The sequence below is a fragment of the Streptomyces bungoensis genome (assembly GCF_001514215.1).
Lineage (GTDB): Bacteria > Actinomycetota > Actinomycetes > Streptomycetales > Streptomycetaceae > Streptomyces > Streptomyces bungoensis.
Genome location: NZ_KQ948853.1, coordinates 439,088 through 459,741 on the forward strand (window position 1 = coordinate 439,088; position 20,654 = coordinate 459,741).

18 protein-coding genes are annotated in these 20,654 nt (G+C 71.7%); 11 read left to right on the plus strand and 7 right to left on the minus strand.

Annotated features, from left to right (window positions below; translation table 11 throughout):
• Positions 1–4: 4 nt before the first annotated feature.
• The 4 genes from AQJ66_RS09585 to AQJ66_RS09600 all read left to right on the plus strand — a co-directional run bounded on the left by AQJ66_RS09585 (position 5) and on the right by AQJ66_RS09600 (position 6,626).
• Positions 5–1,813, plus strand: a complete 1,809-nt coding sequence (locus AQJ66_RS09585; protein WP_061919105.1) for an ABC-F family ATP-binding cassette domain-containing protein — start codon at positions 5–7, stop codon at positions 1,811–1,813.
• Between the two features lie 270 nt (positions 1,814–2,083).
• Positions 2,084–3,871 (plus strand): outer membrane protein assembly factor BamB family protein, encoded by a 1,788-nt coding sequence (locus tag AQJ66_RS09590; protein ID WP_061919108.1) that lies wholly within the window; start codon positions 2,084–2,086, stop codon positions 3,869–3,871.
• Positions 3,872–3,935: 64 nt separating this feature from the next.
• Positions 3,936–5,741 (plus strand): outer membrane protein assembly factor BamB family protein, encoded by a 1,806-nt coding sequence (locus tag AQJ66_RS09595; protein WP_061919110.1) that lies wholly within the window; start codon positions 3,936–3,938, stop codon positions 5,739–5,741.
• 198 nt (positions 5,742–5,939) lie between these two features.
• A complete protein-coding gene (locus tag AQJ66_RS09600) occupies positions 5,940–6,626 on the plus strand; it encodes a helix-turn-helix transcriptional regulator (protein WP_079060153.1) in 687 nt (228 codons plus the stop codon).
• Between the two features lie 45 nt (positions 6,627–6,671).
• Here the strand turns inward: AQJ66_RS09600 and AQJ66_RS09605 are convergent, their stop codons facing one another.
• Positions 6,672–7,022 (minus strand): hypothetical protein, encoded by a 351-nt coding sequence (locus AQJ66_RS09605; protein WP_061919113.1) that lies wholly within the window; start codon positions 7,020–7,022, stop codon positions 6,672–6,674.
• Positions 7,023–7,043: 21 nt separating this feature from the next.
• Positions 7,044–8,735: a sodium:solute symporter family protein gene (locus AQJ66_RS09610; protein WP_061919115.1), complete on the minus strand. Its 1,692-nt coding sequence runs from the start codon at positions 8,733–8,735 to the stop codon at positions 7,044–7,046.
• Positions 8,736–8,913: 178 nt separating this feature from the next.
• Between AQJ66_RS09610 and galT the strand changes: the two genes are divergently transcribed.
• From galT to galK, 3 genes are read left to right on the plus strand one after another with little or no spacing between them, the layout of a single operon-like run.
• Positions 8,914–9,972 carry a galactose-1-phosphate uridylyltransferase gene (gene galT, locus AQJ66_RS09615; protein WP_061919117.1) on the plus strand — a complete coding sequence of 353 codons (1,059 nt, stop codon included), beginning with the start codon at positions 8,914–8,916 and terminating at the stop codon, positions 9,970–9,972.
• On the plus strand, positions 9,972–10,934 hold the full coding sequence (galE, locus tag AQJ66_RS09620; protein ID WP_061919120.1) for a UDP-glucose 4-epimerase GalE: 963 nt from the start codon (positions 9,972–9,974) through the stop codon (positions 10,932–10,934). Before galT ends, galE begins: the two co-directional genes overlap by 1 nt.
• Positions 10,934–12,088: a galactokinase gene (gene galK, locus AQJ66_RS09625; protein ID WP_061919122.1), complete on the plus strand. Its 1,155-nt coding sequence runs from the start codon at positions 10,934–10,936 to the stop codon at positions 12,086–12,088. The genes galE and galK overlap by 1 nt, the downstream gene beginning before the upstream one ends.
• Before the next feature lie 216 nt (positions 12,089–12,304).
• Here the strand turns inward: galK and AQJ66_RS09635 are convergent, their stop codons facing one another.
• Complete coding sequence (locus tag AQJ66_RS09635) at positions 12,305–12,760, minus strand: GNAT family N-acetyltransferase (protein WP_208611320.1); 456 nt, start codon at positions 12,758–12,760, stop codon at positions 12,305–12,307.
• Positions 12,761–13,022: 262 nt separating this feature from the next.
• Here AQJ66_RS09635 and AQJ66_RS09640 point away from each other — a divergent pair, with 262 nt between their 5' ends.
• The gene (locus tag AQJ66_RS09640; protein ID WP_061919126.1) at positions 13,023–13,802 is read left to right on the plus strand and encodes a LuxR C-terminal-related transcriptional regulator; all 780 of its coding nucleotides are present in this window, start codon (positions 13,023–13,025) and stop codon (positions 13,800–13,802) included.
• Here AQJ66_RS09640 and AQJ66_RS09645 read toward each other — a convergent pair.
• The gene (locus tag AQJ66_RS09645; protein WP_061919128.1) at positions 13,761–14,258 is read right to left on the minus strand and encodes a MarR family winged helix-turn-helix transcriptional regulator; all 498 of its coding nucleotides are present in this window, start codon (positions 14,256–14,258) and stop codon (positions 13,761–13,763) included. The two genes, AQJ66_RS09640 and AQJ66_RS09645, sit on opposite strands and share 42 nt — an antisense overlap.
• Before the next feature lie 89 nt (positions 14,259–14,347).
• Here AQJ66_RS09645 and AQJ66_RS09650 point away from each other — a divergent pair, with 89 nt between their 5' ends.
• Positions 14,348–15,172: a trans-aconitate 2-methyltransferase gene (locus AQJ66_RS09650; RefSeq protein WP_061919130.1), complete on the plus strand. Its 825-nt coding sequence runs from the start codon at positions 14,348–14,350 to the stop codon at positions 15,170–15,172.
• Between the two features lie 2 nt (positions 15,173–15,174).
• The gene (locus AQJ66_RS09655; protein WP_061919132.1) at positions 15,175–15,558 is read left to right on the plus strand and encodes a VOC family protein; all 384 of its coding nucleotides are present in this window, start codon (positions 15,175–15,177) and stop codon (positions 15,556–15,558) included.
• 16 nt (positions 15,559–15,574) lie between these two features.
• Here AQJ66_RS09655 and AQJ66_RS09660 read toward each other — a convergent pair whose 3' ends face one another.
• Both AQJ66_RS09660 and AQJ66_RS09665 read right to left on the minus strand, forming a co-directional pair.
• Complete coding sequence (locus tag AQJ66_RS09660; RefSeq protein ID WP_061919133.1) at positions 15,575–16,252, minus strand: TetR/AcrR family transcriptional regulator; 678 nt, start codon at positions 16,250–16,252, stop codon at positions 15,575–15,577.
• Positions 16,249–17,256 carry an acyl-CoA desaturase gene (locus tag AQJ66_RS09665; RefSeq protein WP_061919135.1) on the minus strand — a complete coding sequence of 336 codons (1,008 nt, stop codon included), beginning with the start codon at positions 17,254–17,256 and terminating at the stop codon, positions 16,249–16,251. Before AQJ66_RS09665 ends, AQJ66_RS09660 begins: the two co-directional genes overlap by 4 nt.
• 308 nt (positions 17,257–17,564) lie before the next feature.
• Here AQJ66_RS09665 and ppc point away from each other — a divergent pair, with 308 nt between their 5' ends.
• On the plus strand, positions 17,565–20,297 hold the full coding sequence (gene ppc, locus AQJ66_RS09670) for a phosphoenolpyruvate carboxylase (protein WP_061919137.1): 2,733 nt from the start codon (positions 17,565–17,567) through the stop codon (positions 20,295–20,297).
• A 109-nt stretch (positions 20,298–20,406) separates the two neighbouring features.
• On the opposite strand, the gene AQJ66_RS38800 is transcribed toward ppc, so the two are convergent.
• Entirely contained in the window at positions 20,407–20,574 is a 168-nt protein-coding gene (locus AQJ66_RS38800; RefSeq protein WP_159052552.1) for a hypothetical protein, read from the minus strand.
• Positions 20,575–20,654: the final 80 nt, after the last annotated feature.

Below are 20,654 nucleotides of genomic sequence, written 5' to 3' on the forward strand. Positions count from 1 at the left end.
TGAAATGGCCGTCAACCTGGTCAATGTCGAGAACGTCAGCAAGGTCTACGGCACCCGTGCCCTGCTGGACGGCGTCTCGCTCGGTGTGTCGGAGGGGGACCGAATCGGGGTCGTCGGGCGCAACGGCGACGGCAAGACCACCCTCATCCGGATGCTGGCCAAGCTGGAGGAGGCCGACACCGGGCGGGTCACGCACTCGGGCGGGCTGCGGCTCGGGGTGCTCACCCAGCACGACTCCCTCGACCCCGCCGCCACCGTCCGCCACGAGGTGATCGGCGACATGGCCGACCACGAGTGGGCCGGCAACGCCAAGGTCAGGGACGTGCTGACCGGGCTGTTCGGCGGGCTCGACCTGCCGGGGTTCCCCAAGGGGCTCGACACCGTCATCGGGCCGCTCTCCGGTGGTGAGCGGCGCCGGATCGCGCTCGCCAAGCTGCTCATCGAGGAGCAGGACCTCCTCGTCCTGGACGAGCCCACCAACCACCTCGACGTCGAGGGCATCGCCTGGCTCGCCCGGCACCTGCAGGCCCGGCGCTCGGCGCTGGTGTGCGTGACCCACGACCGGTGGTTCCTGGACCAGGTGTGCACCCGCATGTGGGACGTGCAGCGCGGCACCGTCCACGAGTACGAGGGCGGCTACTCCGACTACGTCTTCGCGCGCGCCGAACGCGAGCGGATCGCCGCCACCGAGGAGGCCAAGCGGCAGAACCTGATCCGCAAGGAGCTGGCCTGGCTGCGGCGCGGGGCGCCCGCCCGCACCTCCAAGCCGCGCTTCCGGGTCGAGGCCGCCAACGAGCTGATCGCGGACGTGCCGCCGCCCCGGGACAGCAGCGAGCTGATGAAGTTCGCCTCCTCCCGGCTCGGCAGGACGGTGTTCGACCTGGAGGACATCACCGTCCAGGCCGGCCCCAAGGTGCTGCTCAAGCACGTCACCTGGCAGCTCGGCCCCGGCGACCGGATCGGCCTCGTCGGCGTCAACGGCGCCGGGAAGACCTCCCTGCTGCGGGCCATGGCCGACGCGGCCCGGACGGAGGGCGAGGCGCAGCCCGTAGGCGGCCGGATCGCCGTGGGAAGGACCGTCAAGCTCGCCTACCTCTCCCAGGAGGTCGGCGAACTCGACCCGAACCTGCGGGTCCTGGAGGCCGTGCAGCGGGTGCGCGAGCGCGTCGACCTCGGCAAGGGGCGCGAGATGACCGCCGGGCAGCTGTGCGAGACCTTCGGCTTCACGAAGGAGAAGCAGTGGACGCCCGTCGGCGACCTCTCCGGTGGTGAGCGGCGCCGGCTCCAGCTCCTGCGGCTCCTCATGGACGAGCCCAACGTCCTCTTCCTGGACGAGCCCACCAACGACCTCGACATCGAGACCCTCACCCAGCTCGAGGACGTCCTCGACGGCTGGCCCGGCTCGATGATCGTCATCTCCCACGACCGGTTCTTCGTGGAACGCACCACGGACCGGGTCTACGCCCTCCTCGGCGACGGCACCCTGCGCATGCTGCCGCGCGGCATCGACGAGTACCTGGAGCGGCGGCAGCGCATGGAGGAGGCGGTCGCCGCGCAGACGGCCGCCGCGGCGCCCAAGCCGGCCACGCAGGACCGCAGCGCCGCCGACCAGCGCGCCGCCAAGAAGGAACTCCAGCGGATCGAACGGCAGCTGGACAAGGTCTCCGAGAAGGAGTCCAAGCTGCACGCCCGGATCGCCGAGAACGCCACCGACTTCGCGAAGGTGGCCGAACTGGACGCCCAGTTGCGCGAACTGACCGGGGAACGCGAGGAACTGGAGCTGCGCTGGCTGGAGCTGGCGGAGGACGCGTAGCCGCGTCGGTACGAGAGCGCCCGGCGCGCGCGGCTGGATTCCGGCCGCGCGCGCCTGTGTTGCGCGCGCCGCGTGAAGGGGGCGTGAAGGCGCGTAACGGCGGCATCACAGCCCGGTCCTCCGTTGGGAACAGGCGCGGAACCGAAGCCCTGGAGCGTCGGTGCCGGGTGATAGAAAGAGCGGTCTGAGAACTGTCTGAGTACGACCTTGGGTCCGCGAGCGAACCTCGGGGCGTGGCTAAAAATCAGTGAACGAGGGGGAAGAGCGCTGATGACTCAGCCGCCCAACCAGCCGCCCAACCAGCCACCGCAGGGCGGTTTCGGCCCGCCGCAGGACCAGCCCGCGCACGGCGGCGGATTCGGCGCCCCGCAGCCCCCTCCGCAGTCCCCGCCCACGCCCCCGGCCCAGCCGCCGCAGCCCCAGCCCGGCTACGGCTACCCGCAGCAGCCCGGCCCCTACGCCCAGCCCGGCCCGTACGGCGCGCCGCCCGCCGGCCCCGGCGCCCAGGGCCCCTACGGCGCCCCGCAGCCCGGCCCGAACGCCCCGCAGCCGGGGTACGGCTACCCGCAGCAGCCGCAGTACCCGGGCGGCCCCGGCATGCCGCCGCCCGCCGGCGGCCCCGGCGGCGGCCCGGCGGGCAGGGGCCGCACCGCGCTGATCATCGGCGCCGCCGCGGCCGCCCTGCTGGTCATCGGCGGCACGGTGTACGCCGTGACGAGCGGGGACGACGGCGGCCAGAAGAAGCCGGTCGCCCAGCAGAGCGGCGACGGCAAGCACTCCGCCTCCGACGCGCCGGTCAACCCCGGTGACGGCAGCGGCGACGGCGGCGCCGACCCCGAGAACCTCAACGACGGCCGCAAGCCCGGCGAGTCGAAGGTGCTCTGGTACAAGACGGCACCCGACGCGCCCGGTTCCGGCGCCGACGCCCCCGGCATGTGGATCACCGGCAGGACGGCGGTGAAGGCGGCGTACAAGCAGCTCTTCGCCTACCGGGTCGGCAACGGCGACCCCGCCTGGGACCCCATCGGCTTCCCGCAGAAGATCTGCGCGGTCAGCCCGCAGTCGGACGACGGCAAGATCGTCGTGGCGTACATGAGCGGCGTCAGCGACCGCGCCAAGTGCAACCAGCTCCAGCAGGTCGACCTCGACACCGGCAAGAAGGGCTGGAGCGGCCAGGTCGGCGAGGGCGCGCTGTTCGACAGCACGCTCAGCCTCGAACTGACCGTCAGCGGCCGGACCCTGATGGTGGGACGCTCCCAGTCGGGCACGGCGTACGACGTCGACAGCGGCAAGAAGCTGTACGACAAGAAGAAGTACGGCTCCGCGTGCTTCCCGACCGCGTTCGCGGGCGGCTCGGGCCGGCTGGTCCAGGTCGCCTCCTGCGGCGCCGGCACCGGCACCGAGCACGACGAGATCCAGGAACTCGACGCGGCCACCGGCAAGGTGAAGTGGACGCAGCCGGTCAAGAAGGGCTGGACGGTCGCGCGGACCTACTCCCTCAACCCGCTCGTGGTGTACCTGACCAACGAGAAGAAGAAGGCCTGGAACATCTCCGCCTTCACCGACGCCGGCAAGTTCCGCTCCGAGGTCAAGGTCGACGAGAAGTTCGCCCCCGGCTGCGGCTGGGCGATCCTGGAGCGCGACCTGCAGGGCTGCAACGGCGTCACGGTCGACGCCGACACCCTCTACCTGCCCACGGCCGCCACGACGGGCCCCAACGAGATCGTCGCGATCAGCCTCGCCACCGGCAAGGAGAAGTGGCGGGTCAAGTCGCCCGCGGACGAGTCGATGTCGCCGCTGAAGACCGAGGGCGGCCGTCTCATCGCCTACGTCCAGCCGTCGTACGACAAGGGAGGCCAGGTCGTGGCCGTCCCGACCGCCGGCGGCTCGCACACGCCGGTGAAGCTGCTGCAGAACCCGGCCGGCACCGCGCAGATAGAGAACTCGTTCTTCGACGGTGCCGTCGCCTGGGCCGACGGGCGCTTCTTCATCTCCTCCACCCGGCTGTCCGGCAACGACGACGCGAAGGAGAAGCTGATGATGGCCTTCGGCAAGTGAGCCCCGGTCCGTCCTCCGTCGTCCCCCCGCCGCCCGGCCCGAGCTCCACCGAGGTACCTCCGTCATGACCCAGCCGCCCGAGCCGCCGAACCAGCCCCCGCAGCAGGGCGGTTTCGGCCCGCCCCAGGACCAGCCGCCGACCCCGCCCGCCACCCCGCCGGGCCTCCGGAAGAACCCCCCGCCGCAGCCGCCGCCCGGCTACGGCTACCCGCAGCAGCCCCCGGCGCCCCAGCCCGGTTACGGCTACCCGCAGCCCCCGCAGCCCCAGCCGGGCTACGGATACCCCCAGGCGCCGCAGCCCCAGCCCGGGTACGGCTACCCGGGCGCGCCGCAGAACCCGTACGCCCAGCCGACGCCGCCCGCGGGCGCGTACGGCTACCCCGGCGGGCCCGCCGGGCCGGTGCCGCCGCAGTACGCGCAGCCCGGCGGCGGCCGGAACAACACCGCGCTCGTCGTCATCGTCGCCGCGGTCGTCGTCATCGCCCTGATCGTCGGCGGCGGCATCTGGTACGCCAAGTCCTCCGGCGGCGACGGCAAGAAGCACGACACCGCGAGCTCCAGTGGGGGCACTGGCGGCAAGAACGGCCAGGACGGCTCCGGCGGCACCTCCTCCGGCGGCACGGAGAAGGCTCCGTCGAACCCGGCCGCCAAGCTCCTGTTCAAGGTCCCGATGCCCGGCACCAAGGACACCGTCGCGACCACCGGCTCCTGGCTGACCGACAAGGTGTACGCCAAGAGCGGCGTCGCGCAGATCGTCGGCTACGACCCCGCCACGGGCGCCAAGCTGTGGACGGTCAAGCTGCCCGGCCCGGTGTGCGCGGCCAGCAAGTACGTCACCGCCGACGACAAGACGGCCGTCGTCTTCCAGCCGAAGACGCCCGCCCAGGACAACGGTGCGGCATGCAGCCAGGTCGCCGCCATCGACCTCGGCAAGGGCACCCGCCTGTGGACCAAGACGGTCAAGAACGGCGACTACGCGGGCAACCTGGAGAACGTGACGGTCTCCCAGCACACCGTCGCGGTCGGCAGCACCAACGGCGGCGCCGCGTTCGACATCGACACCGGCAAGGTCCGCTGGCAGCCCAAGCCGGAGGACTCCTGCTACGACGCCGGGTACGGCGGCGGCCCCAAGCTCGTCGCGGTGCGCAAGTGCGGCAGCTACGACAACCGCCAGCTGCACATCCAGACCATCGACCCGGTGTCCGGGAAGGTGATCTCCGACTACAAGATGGGCGCGGGCATCGAGTACGCCAGCGTCGTCTCCAGCGACCCGCTCGTCGTCGCCGCCGACATCGGCGACAGCGCCAAGGACGGCAGCGGCATCTCGGACTACTTCTCCATCGACAACAAGACCGGCAAGCTGCTCGCCCGCATCTCCGCGCCCTCCGACCGCTACGGCGGCCGGTGCGACGGCGTCACGCGGATCGAGGACTGCCGGGAGGTCGTCGCCGGCAACGGCAGGCTGTACGTGCCGACCGAGGAGCAGGACGGCAACGGCACCTACGGCAGGACCAACGAGATCATCGCGTTCGACCTGGCCACCGGGAAGCAGACCGGCCAGCGGGCCGAGGCCGGCGACGGCTACACCTTCTCCCCGCTGCGCATGGACGGCGGCAACCTGATCGCCTACAAGCACCCGCCGTACGACAAGGGCGGCCAGGTCGTCAGCATCGACGGCGGCTCCTTCAAGGTCACCGAGCTGCTGGAGAACCCGGCCGCGCGGGACGTACGGCAGGCGGAGACCAGCATGCTCCCGGAGTACGCGGAGATCCGCTTCGGGCACGGCCGGCTCTACATGTCGTCGGTGTTCGCGCACAAGGTGTCGTACGGCAAGGAGTACCTGCTGCTCGCTTTCGGCGCGGGCGCCTGAGCGCACGCCCCCGTGCGCTTCCGGGCGCCGGGGGGTGAACGCCAGGTATTACCAGGGAGTGCCCCGGATGTCATCGATCCGGGGCACTTCTCTTTCAAGGGGCAGCGCGACGTCGAACAAGCGTGTAGCTTCCGGGGGCATGAAGACGGGGTGCCGGGGGGCCTTCCGTCGTGGTGGGGGGACTGGGGGGTTGCTCTGATGGGGGTACGGCTCATGGTCGTCGACGACCATCGCCTGCTCGCGGAGGCGCTGGCCTCGGCGCTGAAGCTGCGCGGGCACCGGGTGCTCGCGGCGGCGGCGCCGGCGGCGGGCGCGGCGGACCTGGTGATCGCGCGGGCACCGGAGGTGTGCCTGCTCGGTACGGCGGCGCCGGCCGAGCCGGGGGCCTTCGACCCGGTGGTGCGGATCAAGCGGGAGCGGCCGCAGGTGGCCGTGCTGGTGCTGGGGCCGGTGCCGTCCCCGCGGGGCATCGCGGCGGCGTTCGCGGCGGGGGCCTCCGGCTACGTACGGCACGACGAGCGGATCGAGGGCGTCGAGCGGGCGATCATGAAGGCCCGGGCGGGCGAGGCGGCGGTGGCTCCCCAGCTGCTGCAGGGCGCCTTCGGTGAACTGCTCAATCCCGCCGCCCAGCCCGACGACGAGGGCCGGCGGCTGCTGCAGATGCTGACGCCGCGCGAGGTGGAGGTGCTGGTCCGGGTCGCCGACGGCGAGGACACCCGGCTGATCGCGGCCGGCATGGGCATCGCCCCCAGCACCGCCCGCACCCACGTCCAGCGGGTCCTGATGAAGCTGGGCGTGGGCTCCCGCCTGGAGGCGGCGGCGCTGGCCGCGCGGACAGGCCTGCTGGACCGCGCGGGGCGGCGCCCGGCGGACGAGGACGTCTAGGCCGGCCCCCGGCCCACCGCCCGCACCCGGCTCACGACCGCACGTTCAACGGCCCTCCTCCGAGTCCGCGGACTCCTCGGGCGGAGCCGGCGGCGTAGGCCTCAGCTTCAGCCACACCAGGAAGAAGACGCCCAGGACCAGCATGCCGATCCCGGTCCACAGGTTGATGTTGACGCCCTGCGCCTTGTCGATCGCGGCCTGTGAGTCGGTGATCCCGGTGATCGTGACGATGACGCCGTACAGGACGAACAGGCCGCCGATGATGCGGCGCAGGTCGAAGATGCGGGCGGCGGTCGCCGACTTGGTCTCCAGGTCGGAGACCTCCTCCGCGACGTCCGCCTCGGTGTAGTGGTGGTGCCGGCCGGGGTGGTCGGGGTGTCCGGGCTGCTCGGTCATGGTTTCCTCGATCCTCCCGCGTCAGAGCGAGAACGGGATGTAGCAGGCGGCGGCCAGGACGACCGCGCCCCAGCCCAGCAGCGCCGGCCTGCGGTACCACGCGTCGTCGCCGGGGGCGGGCGGTTCGGCCATGCCGGGGGAGCGGGTGCCGTAGACCAGCCCCTGCAGCTCCTCCGCCGGCTTCGGCCGGGTGAACAGGGACACGGCGACCATCACCACCGCGCCGGCTACGAAGCCGGCGATCGCGGAGACGAAGTTGGCGCCCTGGTCGCTGGGGATGGAGACGATCCCCTTCTTGTAGAGGACGAAGTAGTTGATCATCGCGGTCGTGGTGCCGGCGAGCAGGCCCCAGAAGCCGGACTTGGCGGAGGCGCGCCGCCAGAACATGCCGACGATGAAGACGACGAACATCGGCACGTTGAAGAAGGAGAACAGGGTCTGCAGATAGGCCATGATGTTCGAGAACGACGAGGCCAGGAACGCCGTGCCGATGGACGCGCAGACACCGACGATGGTGATCAGGCGGCCGAAGCGGACGTAGTACCCGTCCTCGCGGCCCGGCACCACGTACTTCTCCCAGATGTCGGTGGTGAACACCGTGTTGAACGACGACACGTTGGCCGCCATGCCGGCCATGAAGGCCGCGAGCAGGCCGGTGACCGCGATGCCGAGCACGCCGTTGGGCAGCAGCTCCTGCATCAGGTAGGGAATGGCGTCGTTGTACTGCAGCCCCGAGGCGGAGCCGCCGATCTTCGGCACGAGCGCGGCGGCGACCAGGCCCGGGATCATCACCAGGAAGACGATGAAGATCTTCGGGTAGGCCGCGATCAGCGGGGTGCGCTGCCCGGCGGAGAGGTTCTTGGCGGACAGGGCGCGCTGCACCTCGGCGAAGTTGGTGGTCCAGTAGCCGAAGGACAGCACGAAGCCGAGGCCGAGGACGATGGTCAGCCAGTTGGCGCCGAGCGGGTTGGCGCTGCCGATGCCGGTGCCGCCCCAGGCGGTGGTGAAGTTCGGGCCGTGGGTGGCGGTGAGCTTGTCGGTCAGGCCGCCCCAGCCGCCGACCTTCCGCAGGCCGAGCACGGTGATCGGGATGAGCGCGGCGAGGATGACGAAGAACTGCAGCACCTCGTTGTAGATCGCCGAGGACAGGCCGCCGAGCGTGATGTACGCGAGCACGAAGGCGCCGGCGACGACGATGGCGACCCACTGCGGCCAGCCGAGCAGGGCCTCGACGACGATCGCGAGGGCGTAGAGGTTGACGCCGGCGATCAGGATGGCGGCGAACGCGAACAGGATGGAACTGAGCAGGTGGGCGCCCCGGTCGAAGCGCAGCAGCAGGAACTCGGGGACCGAGCGGACCTTGCTGCCGTAGTAGAAGGGCATCATCACCAGGCCCAGGAAGACCATGGCGGGGATGGCGCCGATCCAGTACCAGTGCACGGTGTACGCGCCGTACTGGGCGCTGTTGGCGGCCATGCCGAGGATCTCGGTGGCCGCCAGGTTCGCCGAGATGAAGGCGAGACCGGTGATCCAGGCGGGCAGCGAGCGTCCGGACAGGAAGAAGTCGAGGCTGGTCTTGACGGAGCGGCGGGCCGCGAAGCCGATGCCGAGGACGACGACGAAGTAGATCGCCAGGATCGTGTAGTCGAGCCAGTTGGTGGGGAGACGCAGCTCCACCGCCAGATACGTGGGGGCGTATGTGGGGGTTTGCATGAGAACTCGCTTCGTTGCGCGAACTGGTCCGGTGCGGAACCTACGCCTCCGTGTTCAGTTGTCGAACACGTCGGGTGGTGTTCTTTGTGCGATCGTGATGCTTCAAGGTGTTGTGGAGTTGTGGTCTGTTATGTTTGTTTGTGTTGAGTGATTGCTGCGGGACATTGAGGAGTCCGGCGTGAAGAAGACCTCGACCCGGCTGGCCGACGGTCGTGAGCTGATCTACTACGACCTCCGGGACGACACCGTGCGCGACGCGGTGGACCGCCGCCCGCTGGACCGAACGGTCACCACGTCCGAGATCCGGCGCGACCCGCTGCTCGGCGACCGGGTCGCCGTCGCCTCGCACCGCCAGGGCCGCATCTATCATCCGCCCGCGGACGAGTGCCCGCTGTGCCCGACCGAGGGCGAGCGCCTCAGCGAGATCCCGGACTCCTGGTACGACGTCGTCGTCTTCGAGAACCGCTTCCCCTCGCTCGCCGGCGACTCCGGCCGCTGCGAGGTCGTCTGCTTCACCTCCGACCACGACGCCTCCTTCGCCGACCTCACCGAGGAACAGGCGCGACTGGTGCTGGAGGCGTGGACGGACCGCACCTCGGAGCTGTCGCACCTGCCCTCCGTGGAACAGGTGTTCTGCTTCGAGAACCGGGGTGCCGAGATCGGCGTCACCCTGGGTCACCCGCACGGACAGATCTACGCCTACCCCTTCACCACGCCCCGCACCGCACTGATGCTCCGCTCGCTCGCCGCCCACAAGGAGGCCGCCGGCGGGGAGAACCTGTTCGACGCCGTCCTGGAGCAGGAACTGGCCGGTGAGCGGGTCGTCCTCGAGGGTGAACACTGGGCGGCCTTCGTGCCGTACGCCGCGCACTGGCCCTACGAGGTCCACCTCTACCCGAAGCGCCGCGTGCCCGACCTGCTCGCCCTGGACGAGGCCGCGCGCACAGAGTTCCCCCAGGTCTATCTGGAACTCTTGAGGCGCTTCGACCGGATCTTCGGCGAGGGTGAGCCTCCGACCCCGTACATCGCGGCCTGGCACCAGGCCCCGTTCGGCCCGCTGGAGGAGTTCGACGGCGTCACGCGGGACGACTTCGCGCTGCACCTCGAGCTTTTCACCATCCGCCGCACTTCCGGCAAGCTGAAGTTTCTCGCGGGTTCCGAGTCCGGCATGAACGTGTTCATCAACGACGTGCCGCCGGAGCGCGCGGCCGAGCGACTGCGAGAGGTAGCGAGTTGATGAAGTACCTGGTGACGGGCGGCGCGGGTTACGTCGGCAGCGTGGTGGCCCAGCACCTGCTGGAGGCCGGCCACGAGGTCACCGTCCTCGACAACCTCTCCACCGGCTTCCGCGCGGGCGTGCCCGCCGGTGCCGCGTTCGTCGAGGGCGACATCCGCGACGCCGCCAAGTGGCTCGACCCCTCCTACGACGGCGTGCTGCACTTCGCGGCGTCCTCCCAGGTCGGCGAGTCGGTGGCGAAGCCGGAGAAGTACTGGGAGAACAACGTCGCGGGCTCCCTGGCCCTGCTCGGCGCGATGCGCGAGGCCGGCGTCCGCACGCTGGTCTTCTCCTCCACGGCCGCCACGTACGGCGAACCGGAGCAGGTCCCGATCCCGGAGACCGCCCCGACCCGGCCGACCAACCCCTACGGCGCCACCAAGCTCGCCGTCGACCACATGATCACCAGCGAGGCGCACGCCCACGGGCTGGCCGCGGTCTCGCTGCGCTACTTCAACGTGGCCGGCGCCTACGGCACCCACGGCGAGCGCCACGACCCGGAGTCGCACCTGATCCCGCTGGTCCTCCAGGTCGCCCAGGGCCGGCGCGAGGCGATCTCCGTCTTCGGGGAGGACTACCCGACCCCGGACGGCACCTGCGTGCGCGACTACATCCACGTGGCGGACCTGGCCGAGGCCCACCTGCTGGCGCTGACGGCGGCGGAGCCCGGCCGGCACCTGATCTGCAACCTCGGCAACGGCAGCGGCTTCTCCGTGCGCGAGGTGATCGAGACCGCCCGCAAGGTCACCGGCCACCCGATCCCCGAGGTGGTCGCCCCGCGCCGCGGCGGCGACCCGGCCGTCCTGGTCGCCTCGGCCGGCACGGCCCGCGAGAAGCTGGGCTGGAACCCGTCCCGCACGGACCTCGCGGGCATCGTCGCGGACGCCTGGGAGTTCGCGCAGCACATCACAAGGGAGCAGTAGTGGGGGCACAGCAGGTCCGGGAGCGCTTCGCCGAACTGTACGGAGCCGATCCCGAGGGAGTCTGGGCGGCGCCCGGCCGCGTCAACCTGATCGGTGAGCACACCGACTACAACGACGGCTTCGTGATGCCCTTCGCGCTGCCGCACCAGACCACCGCGGCGGTCTCCCGCCGCACCGACGGCGTCCTGCGCCTGCACTCGGCGGACGTCGGGGGCGGCGTCGTCGAGCTCGGCCTCGACGCCCTCGCGCCGCAGAGCGACACCGGCTGGACGGCGTACCCGGCGGGCGTGGTCTGGGCCCTGCGCGAGGCGGGCCACGCGGTCACCGGCGCGGACGTCCACCTCTCCTCGACGGTCCCCACCGGCGCGGGCCTGTCCTCCTCGGCGGCCCTGGAGGTCGTCGTCGCCCTGGCCCTGAACGACCTGTACGAGCTGGGCCTGCAGCCCTGGCAGCTGGCCCGCCTGTGCCAGCGCGCCGAGAACTCTTACGTCGGCGCGCCCACCGGCATCATGGACCAGACGGCGTCGGCCTGCTGCGAGCAGGGCCACGCCCTCTTCCTGGACACCCGCGACCTGTCCCAGCGGCAGATCCCCTTCGACCTCGCGGCCGAGGGACTGCGCCTGCTGGTGGTCGACACCCAGGTCAAGCACGCCCACAGCGGCGGCGAGTACGGCAAGCGCCGCGCCGGCTGCGAGAAGGGCGCGGCGCTGCTCGGCGTCGACGCCCTGCGCGACGTCCCCTACGCGGGCCTCGACGCGGCCCTCGCCCGCCTCGGCGGCGACGAGGAGGTCGTCCGCCTGGTGCGCCACGTGGTGACGGAGGACGAGCGGGTCGAGCGGACCGTGTCCCTGCTGCGCTCCGGCGACACCCGCGCCATCGGCCCGGTCCTCACCGAGGGCCACGCCTCGCTGCGCGACGACTTCCGCATCTCCTGTCCCGAACTCGACCTGGTCGTCGACACCGCCCTCGCCCACGGCGCCCTCGGCGCCCGCATGACCGGCGGCGGCTTCGGCGGCTCCGCGATCGTCCTGGCGGAGGCCACCGACGTGGACACCCTCACCAAGGCGGTCGAGGAGGCCTTCGCGGCGGCAGGCCACACCGCTCCCCGGGTGTTCGAGGCGGTGCCTTCGCCGGGGGCGCGGCGGGTGGTCTGAGCCTTCGGCGGCTTGCGGGGGAGGGGGAGCGGTGGACGACGACGCGCTCAGGGCGTGTTTCGACGGGCGTGGCCGGGTCGAGATGCGGGTCGACGACGCGACGGTGGCGGCCAGGGCCGGGCAGATCGCGCACGCGCTCGGCTACCGCCGGCTGTCCAGCCGGCGCAGCAGGCACGTCGGCCTCCGGCGTCCGGCCCCCGGACTGACCCGATCCGGTCAGCCCAGCCGCTTCGTCAGTGTGTACTCCGTGATTCCCGGCGGATAGTCGGGGATCACGCACACCACCTCGTACCCCTGCTTCCGGTAGAAGCCGGGCGCCTGGAAGTCCCACGTCTCCAGGCGGGCCCCGGTGCAGCCGCGGTCGGTGCGGGCGAGGTGCTCCGCGCGGGCGAGCAGGTGGGTGCCGAGGCCGGTGCCGCGGTGGCGGGGGTCGACCCAGAGGTAGGTGACGTGCAGCCAGGTGGTCCAGGTGTGGCCCACCAGGCCGCCCGCGAGGCCGCCGGCCGCGTCCAGGGCCCACACGTGCAGCGGCACCTCGCGTTCGCCGGGCGTGCCGCGCAGCGCCGCCAGGACCGGGGACGCCGAGGTGTTGGTGTCCCGCAGCCGCGAGCGGAGCAGATCACGTCGGCCTCTGTCGACTTCCGCCTCAATACGAAACATGCGGCACACCATAAACGTGCCGGACGGCCAGTTCTGTAAATCGCCTTCCGCTCGCTGCCGCCGTCCGTACTCTGATGAGCAGCACCGGTGGGGGCCGGTGCCGCTCAGGGGGCGAGACAAGCGGGTTCGGTGCCCGCGGTGGGGGTAGCAGTCTCCGCAACGGCGGCGGTCGTGCGGTGCGCGTCCTCGTCGTGGGTGCCGGCCCGTGCGCGTCTTTCGTTCTCCGGACCTGAGGTATCCCCTGCTCCACGCGGAGCCTGGGGAAGGGGGTTTCGTGGTTCGTATCCGAGTCCTGGTCGTCGACGACCACCGTATCTTCGCCGAGTCGCTCGCCGCCGCACTGGCCGCCGAGCCCGACGTCGACGTCTCCGCCGCGGGCAGCGGCCCGGCCGCGCTGCGCTGCCTGGAGCGCGCCGCCACCGAGGGCCGCCGCTACGACGTCCTCCTCGTCGACGCCGACCTCGGCGGCAACCTCCCCGGGGCCCGCCCCGCCGTGCCGGTGCACGACGGCGACGAGGACGGGCTGGTCGACGGGATCTCCCTGGTCACCGGCGTCCGGGCGGCACAGCCCGGGGTGCGGATCGTGGTCCTCGCCGAGAAGGACGACCCCCGGCGCGCGGCCCTCGCCCTGCAGGCGGGCGCCTGCGGCTGGGTCGCCAAGGACTGCTCGCTGTCCCGGCTGCTCACGGTCGTCCGGGGCGTGCTGCGCGACGAGACCCATCTGCCGCCCGCCCTGCTCACCGGCGTCCTGAAGGAACTGACCGCCGCCCGCAAGCACCGCAGCGAGAGCGAACGGCTGGTGGAGTCCCTCACCCCCCGGGAACGGGAGGTGCTGCGCTGCATGGTCGCGGGGCTCGGCCGCAAGGCCGTCGCCGAACGGCTGTTCCTCTCCCCGCACACCGTGCGCACCCACATGCAGAACGTCCTCGGCAAACTGGGCGTCCACTCCACCCTGGCCGCCGTCGCGCTCGCCCGGCGGGCCGGCGTGGGCCCCGCGGACCTGGGACCCGCCCTAACCGGGGATGTTGTCGAACGGGGCGGTCAACTGGCGTAGCAGGCTCGCCAGTTCGGCCCGCTGGGCGCGGGACAGCTCACCGAGGATCGCCCGCTCCTGCTCCAGCAGCCCCGCCAGCGCCTCGTCGGCCTGGTCCCGGCCCGTGCCGGTCAGCCGGACCAGCACCCCGCGCCGGTCGCTCGGGTCGGGCAGCCGCTCGACCAGGCCCTTCTTCGCGAGCCGGTCGATCCGGTTGGTCATCGTGCCCGAGGTGACCAGGGTCTGCGTGAGCAGCTGACCGGGGGAGAGCTGGTACGGCGTGCCCGCGCGCCGGAGCGCGGTCAGCACGTCGAACTCCCAGGGCTCGAGCTGGTGCTCGGCGAAGGCGAGCCGGCGCGCCCGGTCCAGGTGCCGGGCCAGCCGGCTCACCCGGCTGAGCACCTCGAGCGGCTCCACGTCGAGGTCCGGGCGCTCCCGGCGCCACGCTGCGACCAGCCGATCGACCTCGTCCTCCATGGAGATCAGTGTAGTGGTTGTGTCGACGTGAAGTCTCTTGACTTCAAGTCTCTTGACATCAAGATAATCGGGGCGGGAAAGTGAGCCGTATGACGACGCCCACCTGGGACCCCGCCCAGTACCTCCGCCACGCCGGCCACCGCGCCCGCCCCTTCACCGACCTCCTCGCCCGCGTCCCCGACCTGCCCGCGCGACCGCCCGCCGGACCGCCCCGCATCGCCGACCTCGGCTGCGGCCCCGGCAACGTCACCGCCCTGCTCGCCGAGCGCTGGCCCACCGCCCACATCACCGGCTACGACCACTCGCCCGAGATGCTCGACAAGGCCCACGTCGACCACGAGGGCCCGACGCCGGGCGGCGGCCGGCTCGACTTCACGGTCGCCGACGCCCGCACCTGGACACCCGGGGAGCCGCACGACCTGATCATCAGCAACGCCACCCTCCACTGGGTGCCGGGCCACGCCGACCGCTTCCCCGACTGGATCGCCGCCCTGAAGCCCGGCGGCACCTTCGCCTTCCAGGTCCCCGACAACCTCGACGCCCCCCTGCACGCCCTGATGCGCGACCTCGCCGCCACCCCCCGCTGGCGCGCCCGCCTCGACGGCGTCCTGCGCCGCACCGACTCCGTGCACGCACCGGGCGACTACCTCGACCGGCTCGCCCGCCTCGGGTGCGCGACCGACGTGTGGCAGACGACCTACCAGCACGTCCTGCGGGGCGCGGACCCGGTGCTCGACTGGGCCAAGGGCACCGGCCTGCGGCCCGCCCTGACCGCCCTCGCCGACGACCCCGAGGCCCGCGACGCCTTCCTCGCCGAGTACCGCGACCTGCTCAGGGACGCCTACCCGAGCGCCGCGTACGGCACCGTGCTCCCCTTCCGGCGGCTGTTCGCCGTGGCCGTGAAGGAGGCCTGAGCATGCTGGCCGCCGTCGACCACGTGCAGCTCGCCGCACCGCCCGGCTCCGAGGACGCCCTGCGGGCCTACTACGCCGGCGTCCTCGGCATGACGGAGATCCCCAAGCCGCCCGCCCTGGCGGCCCGCGGCGGCTGCTGGTTCCAGGCGGGCGCGGTCCAGCTCCACCTGGGCATCGAAGCGGCCCCCGCCGGAGACGGAGCATGTGACTGTCGCCCCGCGAGGAAGGCCCACCCCGGCCTGAGGGTGACGGACATCGAGGCGTACGCGGCCCGGCTGGCGGCGAAAGGGGCCCCGGTCACCTGGGACGACGCCCTCCCGGGCCACCGGCGCTTCTACTCGCGGGACCCGGTGGGCAACCGGCTGGAGTTCCTCCAGCCCCGGTAGGCCCGTACGGCGAACGTCAGCTCTTCCGGTGCCCGATCAGCCGCGGCTTCTGCTCCAGGCCGTCCAGCCCGTGCCACGCCAGGTTCACCAGGTGCGCCGCGACCTCCGCCTTCTTCGGGCGGCGCACGTCCAGCCACCACTGGCCGGTCAGCGCGACCATGCCGACCAGCGCCTGGGCGTACAGCGGCGCCAGCTTCGGGTCGAAGCCGCGGCTCTTGAACTCGCGGCCCAGGATGTCCTCCACCTGCGTGGCGATGTCCGAGATCAGGGACGCGAAGGTGCCCGTCGACTGCGGGATGGGGGAGTCGCGGACCAGGATGCGGAATCCGTCCGTGTACTCCTCGATGTAGTCCAGCAGAGCGAACGCCGCCTGTTCGCACAGCTCACGCGGGTGGCCGGCCGTCAGCGAGCCGGTGACCATGTCCAGCAGGCGCCGCATCTCGCGGTCCACGACCACCGCGTACAGCCCCTCCTTGCCGCCGAAGTGCTCGTACACCACCGGCTTGGACACCCCGGCCTTCGCCGCGATCTCCTCCACCGACGTGCCCTCGAAGCCCTTCGCCGCGAAGAGGGTGCGACCGATCTCCAGCAACTGCTGGCGGCGCTCGGCACCGGTCATACGAGTGCGACGCGCACGCCGCGGCTTGTCGTTCGTCGGGGTGCTGCTGGAGTCGGTCGCCACGGCTTCCATCATGCCGCCTCGGCCGTCTCCCTCCGGCGCCGGGAGCCGCCTTCGCCGTTGTCACGGCGCGAATCGATACGCGAGCGTGACGGCCAGCGCACGTCGTACGCCCAGCCCAGCAGCTCGAAGATCCGGATGAACCGCGCCGAGGAGTCGATCTGCCCGCGCATCACGCCGTGCCGGGCCGAGGTCGGGTCGGCGTGGTGCAGGTTGTGCCAGGACTCCCCGCACGACAGCACCGCCAGCCACCACACGTTGCCCGAGCGGTCCCGCGACTTGAACGGCCGCTTGCCCACCGCGTGGCAGATCGAGTTGATCGACCAGGTCACATGGTGCAGCAGGGCCACCCGGACGAGTGAACCCCAGAAGAACGCGGTGAACGCGCCCCACCACGACATCGTCACCAGCCCGCCGATCAGCGGCGGCAGCGTCAGCGACACGACCGTCCACATCACGAACTGGCGTGAGATCGCCCGGAGCGCCGGGTCCTTGATCAGATCCGGCGCGTACTTCTCCTGCGGCGTCTGCTCCTCGTCGAACATCCAGGCGATGTGCGCCCACCACAGGCCCTTGAGCAGCGCCGGAAGCGTCTCTCCGAACCGCCACGGCGAGTGGGGGTCGCCCTCGGTGTCCGAGAACTTGTGGTGCCTGCGGTGGTCGGCGACCCAGCGCACCAGCGGCCCCTCGACCGCCAGCGAACCCATGATCGCCAGCGCGATCCGCAGCGGCCGCTTGGCCTTGAACGAGCCGTGCGTGAAGTACCGGTGGAAACCGATCGTGATGCCGTGGCACCCGAGGAAGTAGAAGAACACCAGCAGGCCCAGATCGAGCCAGCTCACCCCCCAGCCCCAGGCCAGCGGTACGGCCGCCACGAGTGCCAGGAACGGCACGGTGATGAACATCAGCAGCGCGATCTGCTCGATCGAACGCTTCTGTTCGCCGCCCAGCGTGGCGGAGGGGTCGGACGTGTCGCCGGCCTTACGGGCTTTGTCGATCACATCGGAACTTGAGGTCATGCGCGTCCCCTGTGGGGTCGAGGGTTGAGGCAGATGCCGCTGGGCAGAACGGACCGGACGGGATGTGAACGGGACCTCCCTACGGTTCCGTAACCTACGGCGTCGTAAGTATGGCAGCGTGTCGTCCGGCGGCAAGAGCCCCAGAGCCTGCGCGTCCGAGTGGACACATATCCTGGAAGTCGGTCGGACAGCGCGGTCCGCTCTGATTCCTCCCGGACGCTCCGGCCCCTGAGCGGCACCTGCCGCGCGGTGGTGGTAGCACCGGGTTCCCTCCCAGACGAGCTTCAACACTGCAAGGAGCCGCACCTGTGAGCAGTGCCGACGACCAGACCACCACGACCAGCAGCGAGCTGCGAGCCGACATCCGCCGGCTGGGCGACCTCCTGGGCGAGACCCTCGTACGGCAGGAAGGCCCCGAACTCCTCGACCTCGTCGAGAACGTCCGCCGCCTCACCCGCGAGGACGGCGAGGCCGCCGCCGAGCTGCTGCGTGGCATCGAACTGCAGACCGCCGCCAAGCTGGTCCGCGCCTTCTCCACCTACTTCCACCTCGCCAACGTCACCGAACAGGTGCACCGCGGCCGTGAGCTGCGCGCCCGCCGCGCCGCCGAGGGCGGCCTCCTCGCCCGCACCGCCGACCGGCTCAAGGACGCCGACCCCGAGCACCTGCGGCAGACCGTCCACAACCTCAACGTCCGGCCCGTCTTCACCGCCCACCCCACCGAGGCCGCCCGCCGGTCCGTCCTCAACAAGCTCCGGCGCCTCGCCGCACTCCTGGACACCCCCGTCCTCGAATCCGACCGCCGCCGCCACGACGTCCGCCTCGCCGAGAACATCGACCTCGTGTGGCAGACCGACGAACTGCGCGTCGTGCGCCCCGAACCCGCCGACGAGGCCCGCAACGCCATCTACTACCTCGACGAACTGCACGCCGACGCCGTCGGCGACGTCCTCGAGGACCTCACCGCCGAACTCGAACGCGTGGGCGTCCACCTCCCGGACGACACCCGCCCCCTCACCTTCGGCACCTGGATCGGCGGCGACCGCGACGGCAACCCCAACGTCACCCCCCAGGTCACCTGGGACGTCCTCATCCTCCAGCACGAACACGGCATCAACGACGCCCTGGAGATGATCGACGAACTGCGCGGCCTGCTCTCCAACTCCATCCGCTACACCGGCGCCACCGAGGAACTCCTGACCTCCCTCCAGGACGACCTCGAACGCCTGCCCGAGATCAGCCCCCGCTACAAGCGCCTCAACGCCGAGGAGCCCTACCGGCTCAAGGCCACCTGCATCCGGCAGAAGCTCGAGAACACCAAGCAGCGCCTCGCCCAGGGCACCCCCCACACCGCAGGCCGCGACTACCTCGGCACCGCCGAACTCCTCGACGACCTGCGGATCATCCAGACCTCCCTGCGCGCACACCGCGGCGCCCTCTTCGCCGACGGCCGCCTCGCCCGCACCATCCGCACCCTCGCCGCCTTCGGCCTCCAGCTCGCCACCATGGACGTCCGCGAACACGCCGACGCCCACCACCACGCCCTCGGCCAGCTCTTCGACCGCCTCGGCGAGGAGTCCTGGCGCTACGCCGACATGCCTCGCGAGTACCGCGCCAAGCTCCTCGCCAAGGAACTGCGCTCCAGAAGGCCCCTCGCCCCGACCCCCGCCCCCGTCGACGCCGCCGGGGCCAAGACCCTCGGCGTCTTCGAGACGGTCAAGCGCGCCCTCGCCGTCTTCGGCCCCGAGGTCATCGAGTCCTACATCATCTCCATGTGCCAGGGCGCCGACGACGTCTTCGCCGCCGCCGTCCTCGCCCGCGAGGCCGGCCTCCTCGACCTGCACGCCGGCTGGGCGAAGATCGGCATCGTCCCCCTCCTGGAGACCACCGACGAGCTGCGCGCCGCCGACACCATCCTCGAGGACATGCTCTCCGACCCCTCCTACCGGCGCCTCGTCGCCCTGCGCGGCGACGTCCAGGAGGTCATGCTCGGCTACTCCGACTCCTCCAAGTTCGGCGGCATCACCACCAGCCAGTGGGAGATCCACCGCGCCCAGCGCCGGCTGCGCGACGTCGCCCACCGCTACGGCGTGCGCCTGCGCCTCTTCCACGGCCGCGGCGGCACCGTCGGCCGCGGCGGCGGCCCCTCCCACGACGCCATCCTCGCCCAGCCCTGGGGCACCCTCGAAGGCGAGATCAAGGTCACCGAACAGGGCGAGGTCATCTCCGACAAGTACCTCATCCCCTCCCTCGCCCGGGAGAACCTGGAACTCACCCTCGCCGCCACCCTCCAGGCCTCCGCCCTGCACACCGCACCCCGCCAGTCCGACGAGGCCCTCGCCCGCTGGGACGCCGCCATGGACGTCGTCTCCGACGCCGCCCACGCCGCCTACCGCCGCCTCGTCGAGGACCCCGACCTGCCGACGTACTTCCTCGCGTCCACGCCGGTGGACCAGCTCGCCGACCTGCACCTGGGCTCCCGGCCCTCCCGCCGCCCCGGCTCCGGCGTCTCGCTCGACGGCCTGCGCGCCATCCCGTGGGTGTTCGGCTGGACCCAGTCCCGGCAGATCGTCCCCGGCTGGTTCGGCGTCGGCTCCGGCCTGAAGGCCCTGCGCGAGAGCGGCCTGGACACCGTCCTGGACGAGATGCACGAACAGTGGCACTTCTTCCGCAACTTCATCTCCAACGTCGAGATGACCCTCGCCAAGACCGACCTGCGCATCGCCCAGCACTACGTCGACACCCTCGTCCCCGACGAGCTCAAGCACGTCTTCGACACCATCAAGGCCGAACACGAACTGACGGTCCGTGAAGTCCTGCGGGTCACCGGCGAGAAGGAACTCCTCGACGCCGCGCCGGCCCTCAAGCAGACCCTCAGCATCCGCGACGCCTACCTCGACCCCATCTCCTACCTCCAGGTCACCCTCCTCAAGCGCCAGCGCGACGCGGCCGCCGCCGGCGCCTCCCCCGACCCGCTGCTCTCCCGCGCCCTGCTCCTCACCGTCAACGGCGTGGCAGCGGGCCTGCGCAACACCGGCTGACGCCCGCAGCAGCGCACGACAAAGGGGGTGCCCCCGGGGTCCGTACGACCCCGGGGGCACCCCTCTTTCCTGCGGCTTCTGCGGCTTCCCGCGCCTTCCCGCGGCCGGATCAGCCCTGCTGGGCCCTGCGGTGCCGGACCACCAGACAGCCGCCCGCACCGACCAGCGCGGCCGCCGCACCCGACAGCACACCCACCGGCACACCGTTGCCGGTCTCGGCCAGGCCACCGCCCGGCGCGGACGGCGCGGACGACGGAGCCGCGGACGCGGCGCACACGTGCGGCTCGTTGCGGCGCGGCTCCTCACCGGCCCCGGCGAAACACCAGTGGCGAACGGGGAAGGGGTGGGGGAGGCGGT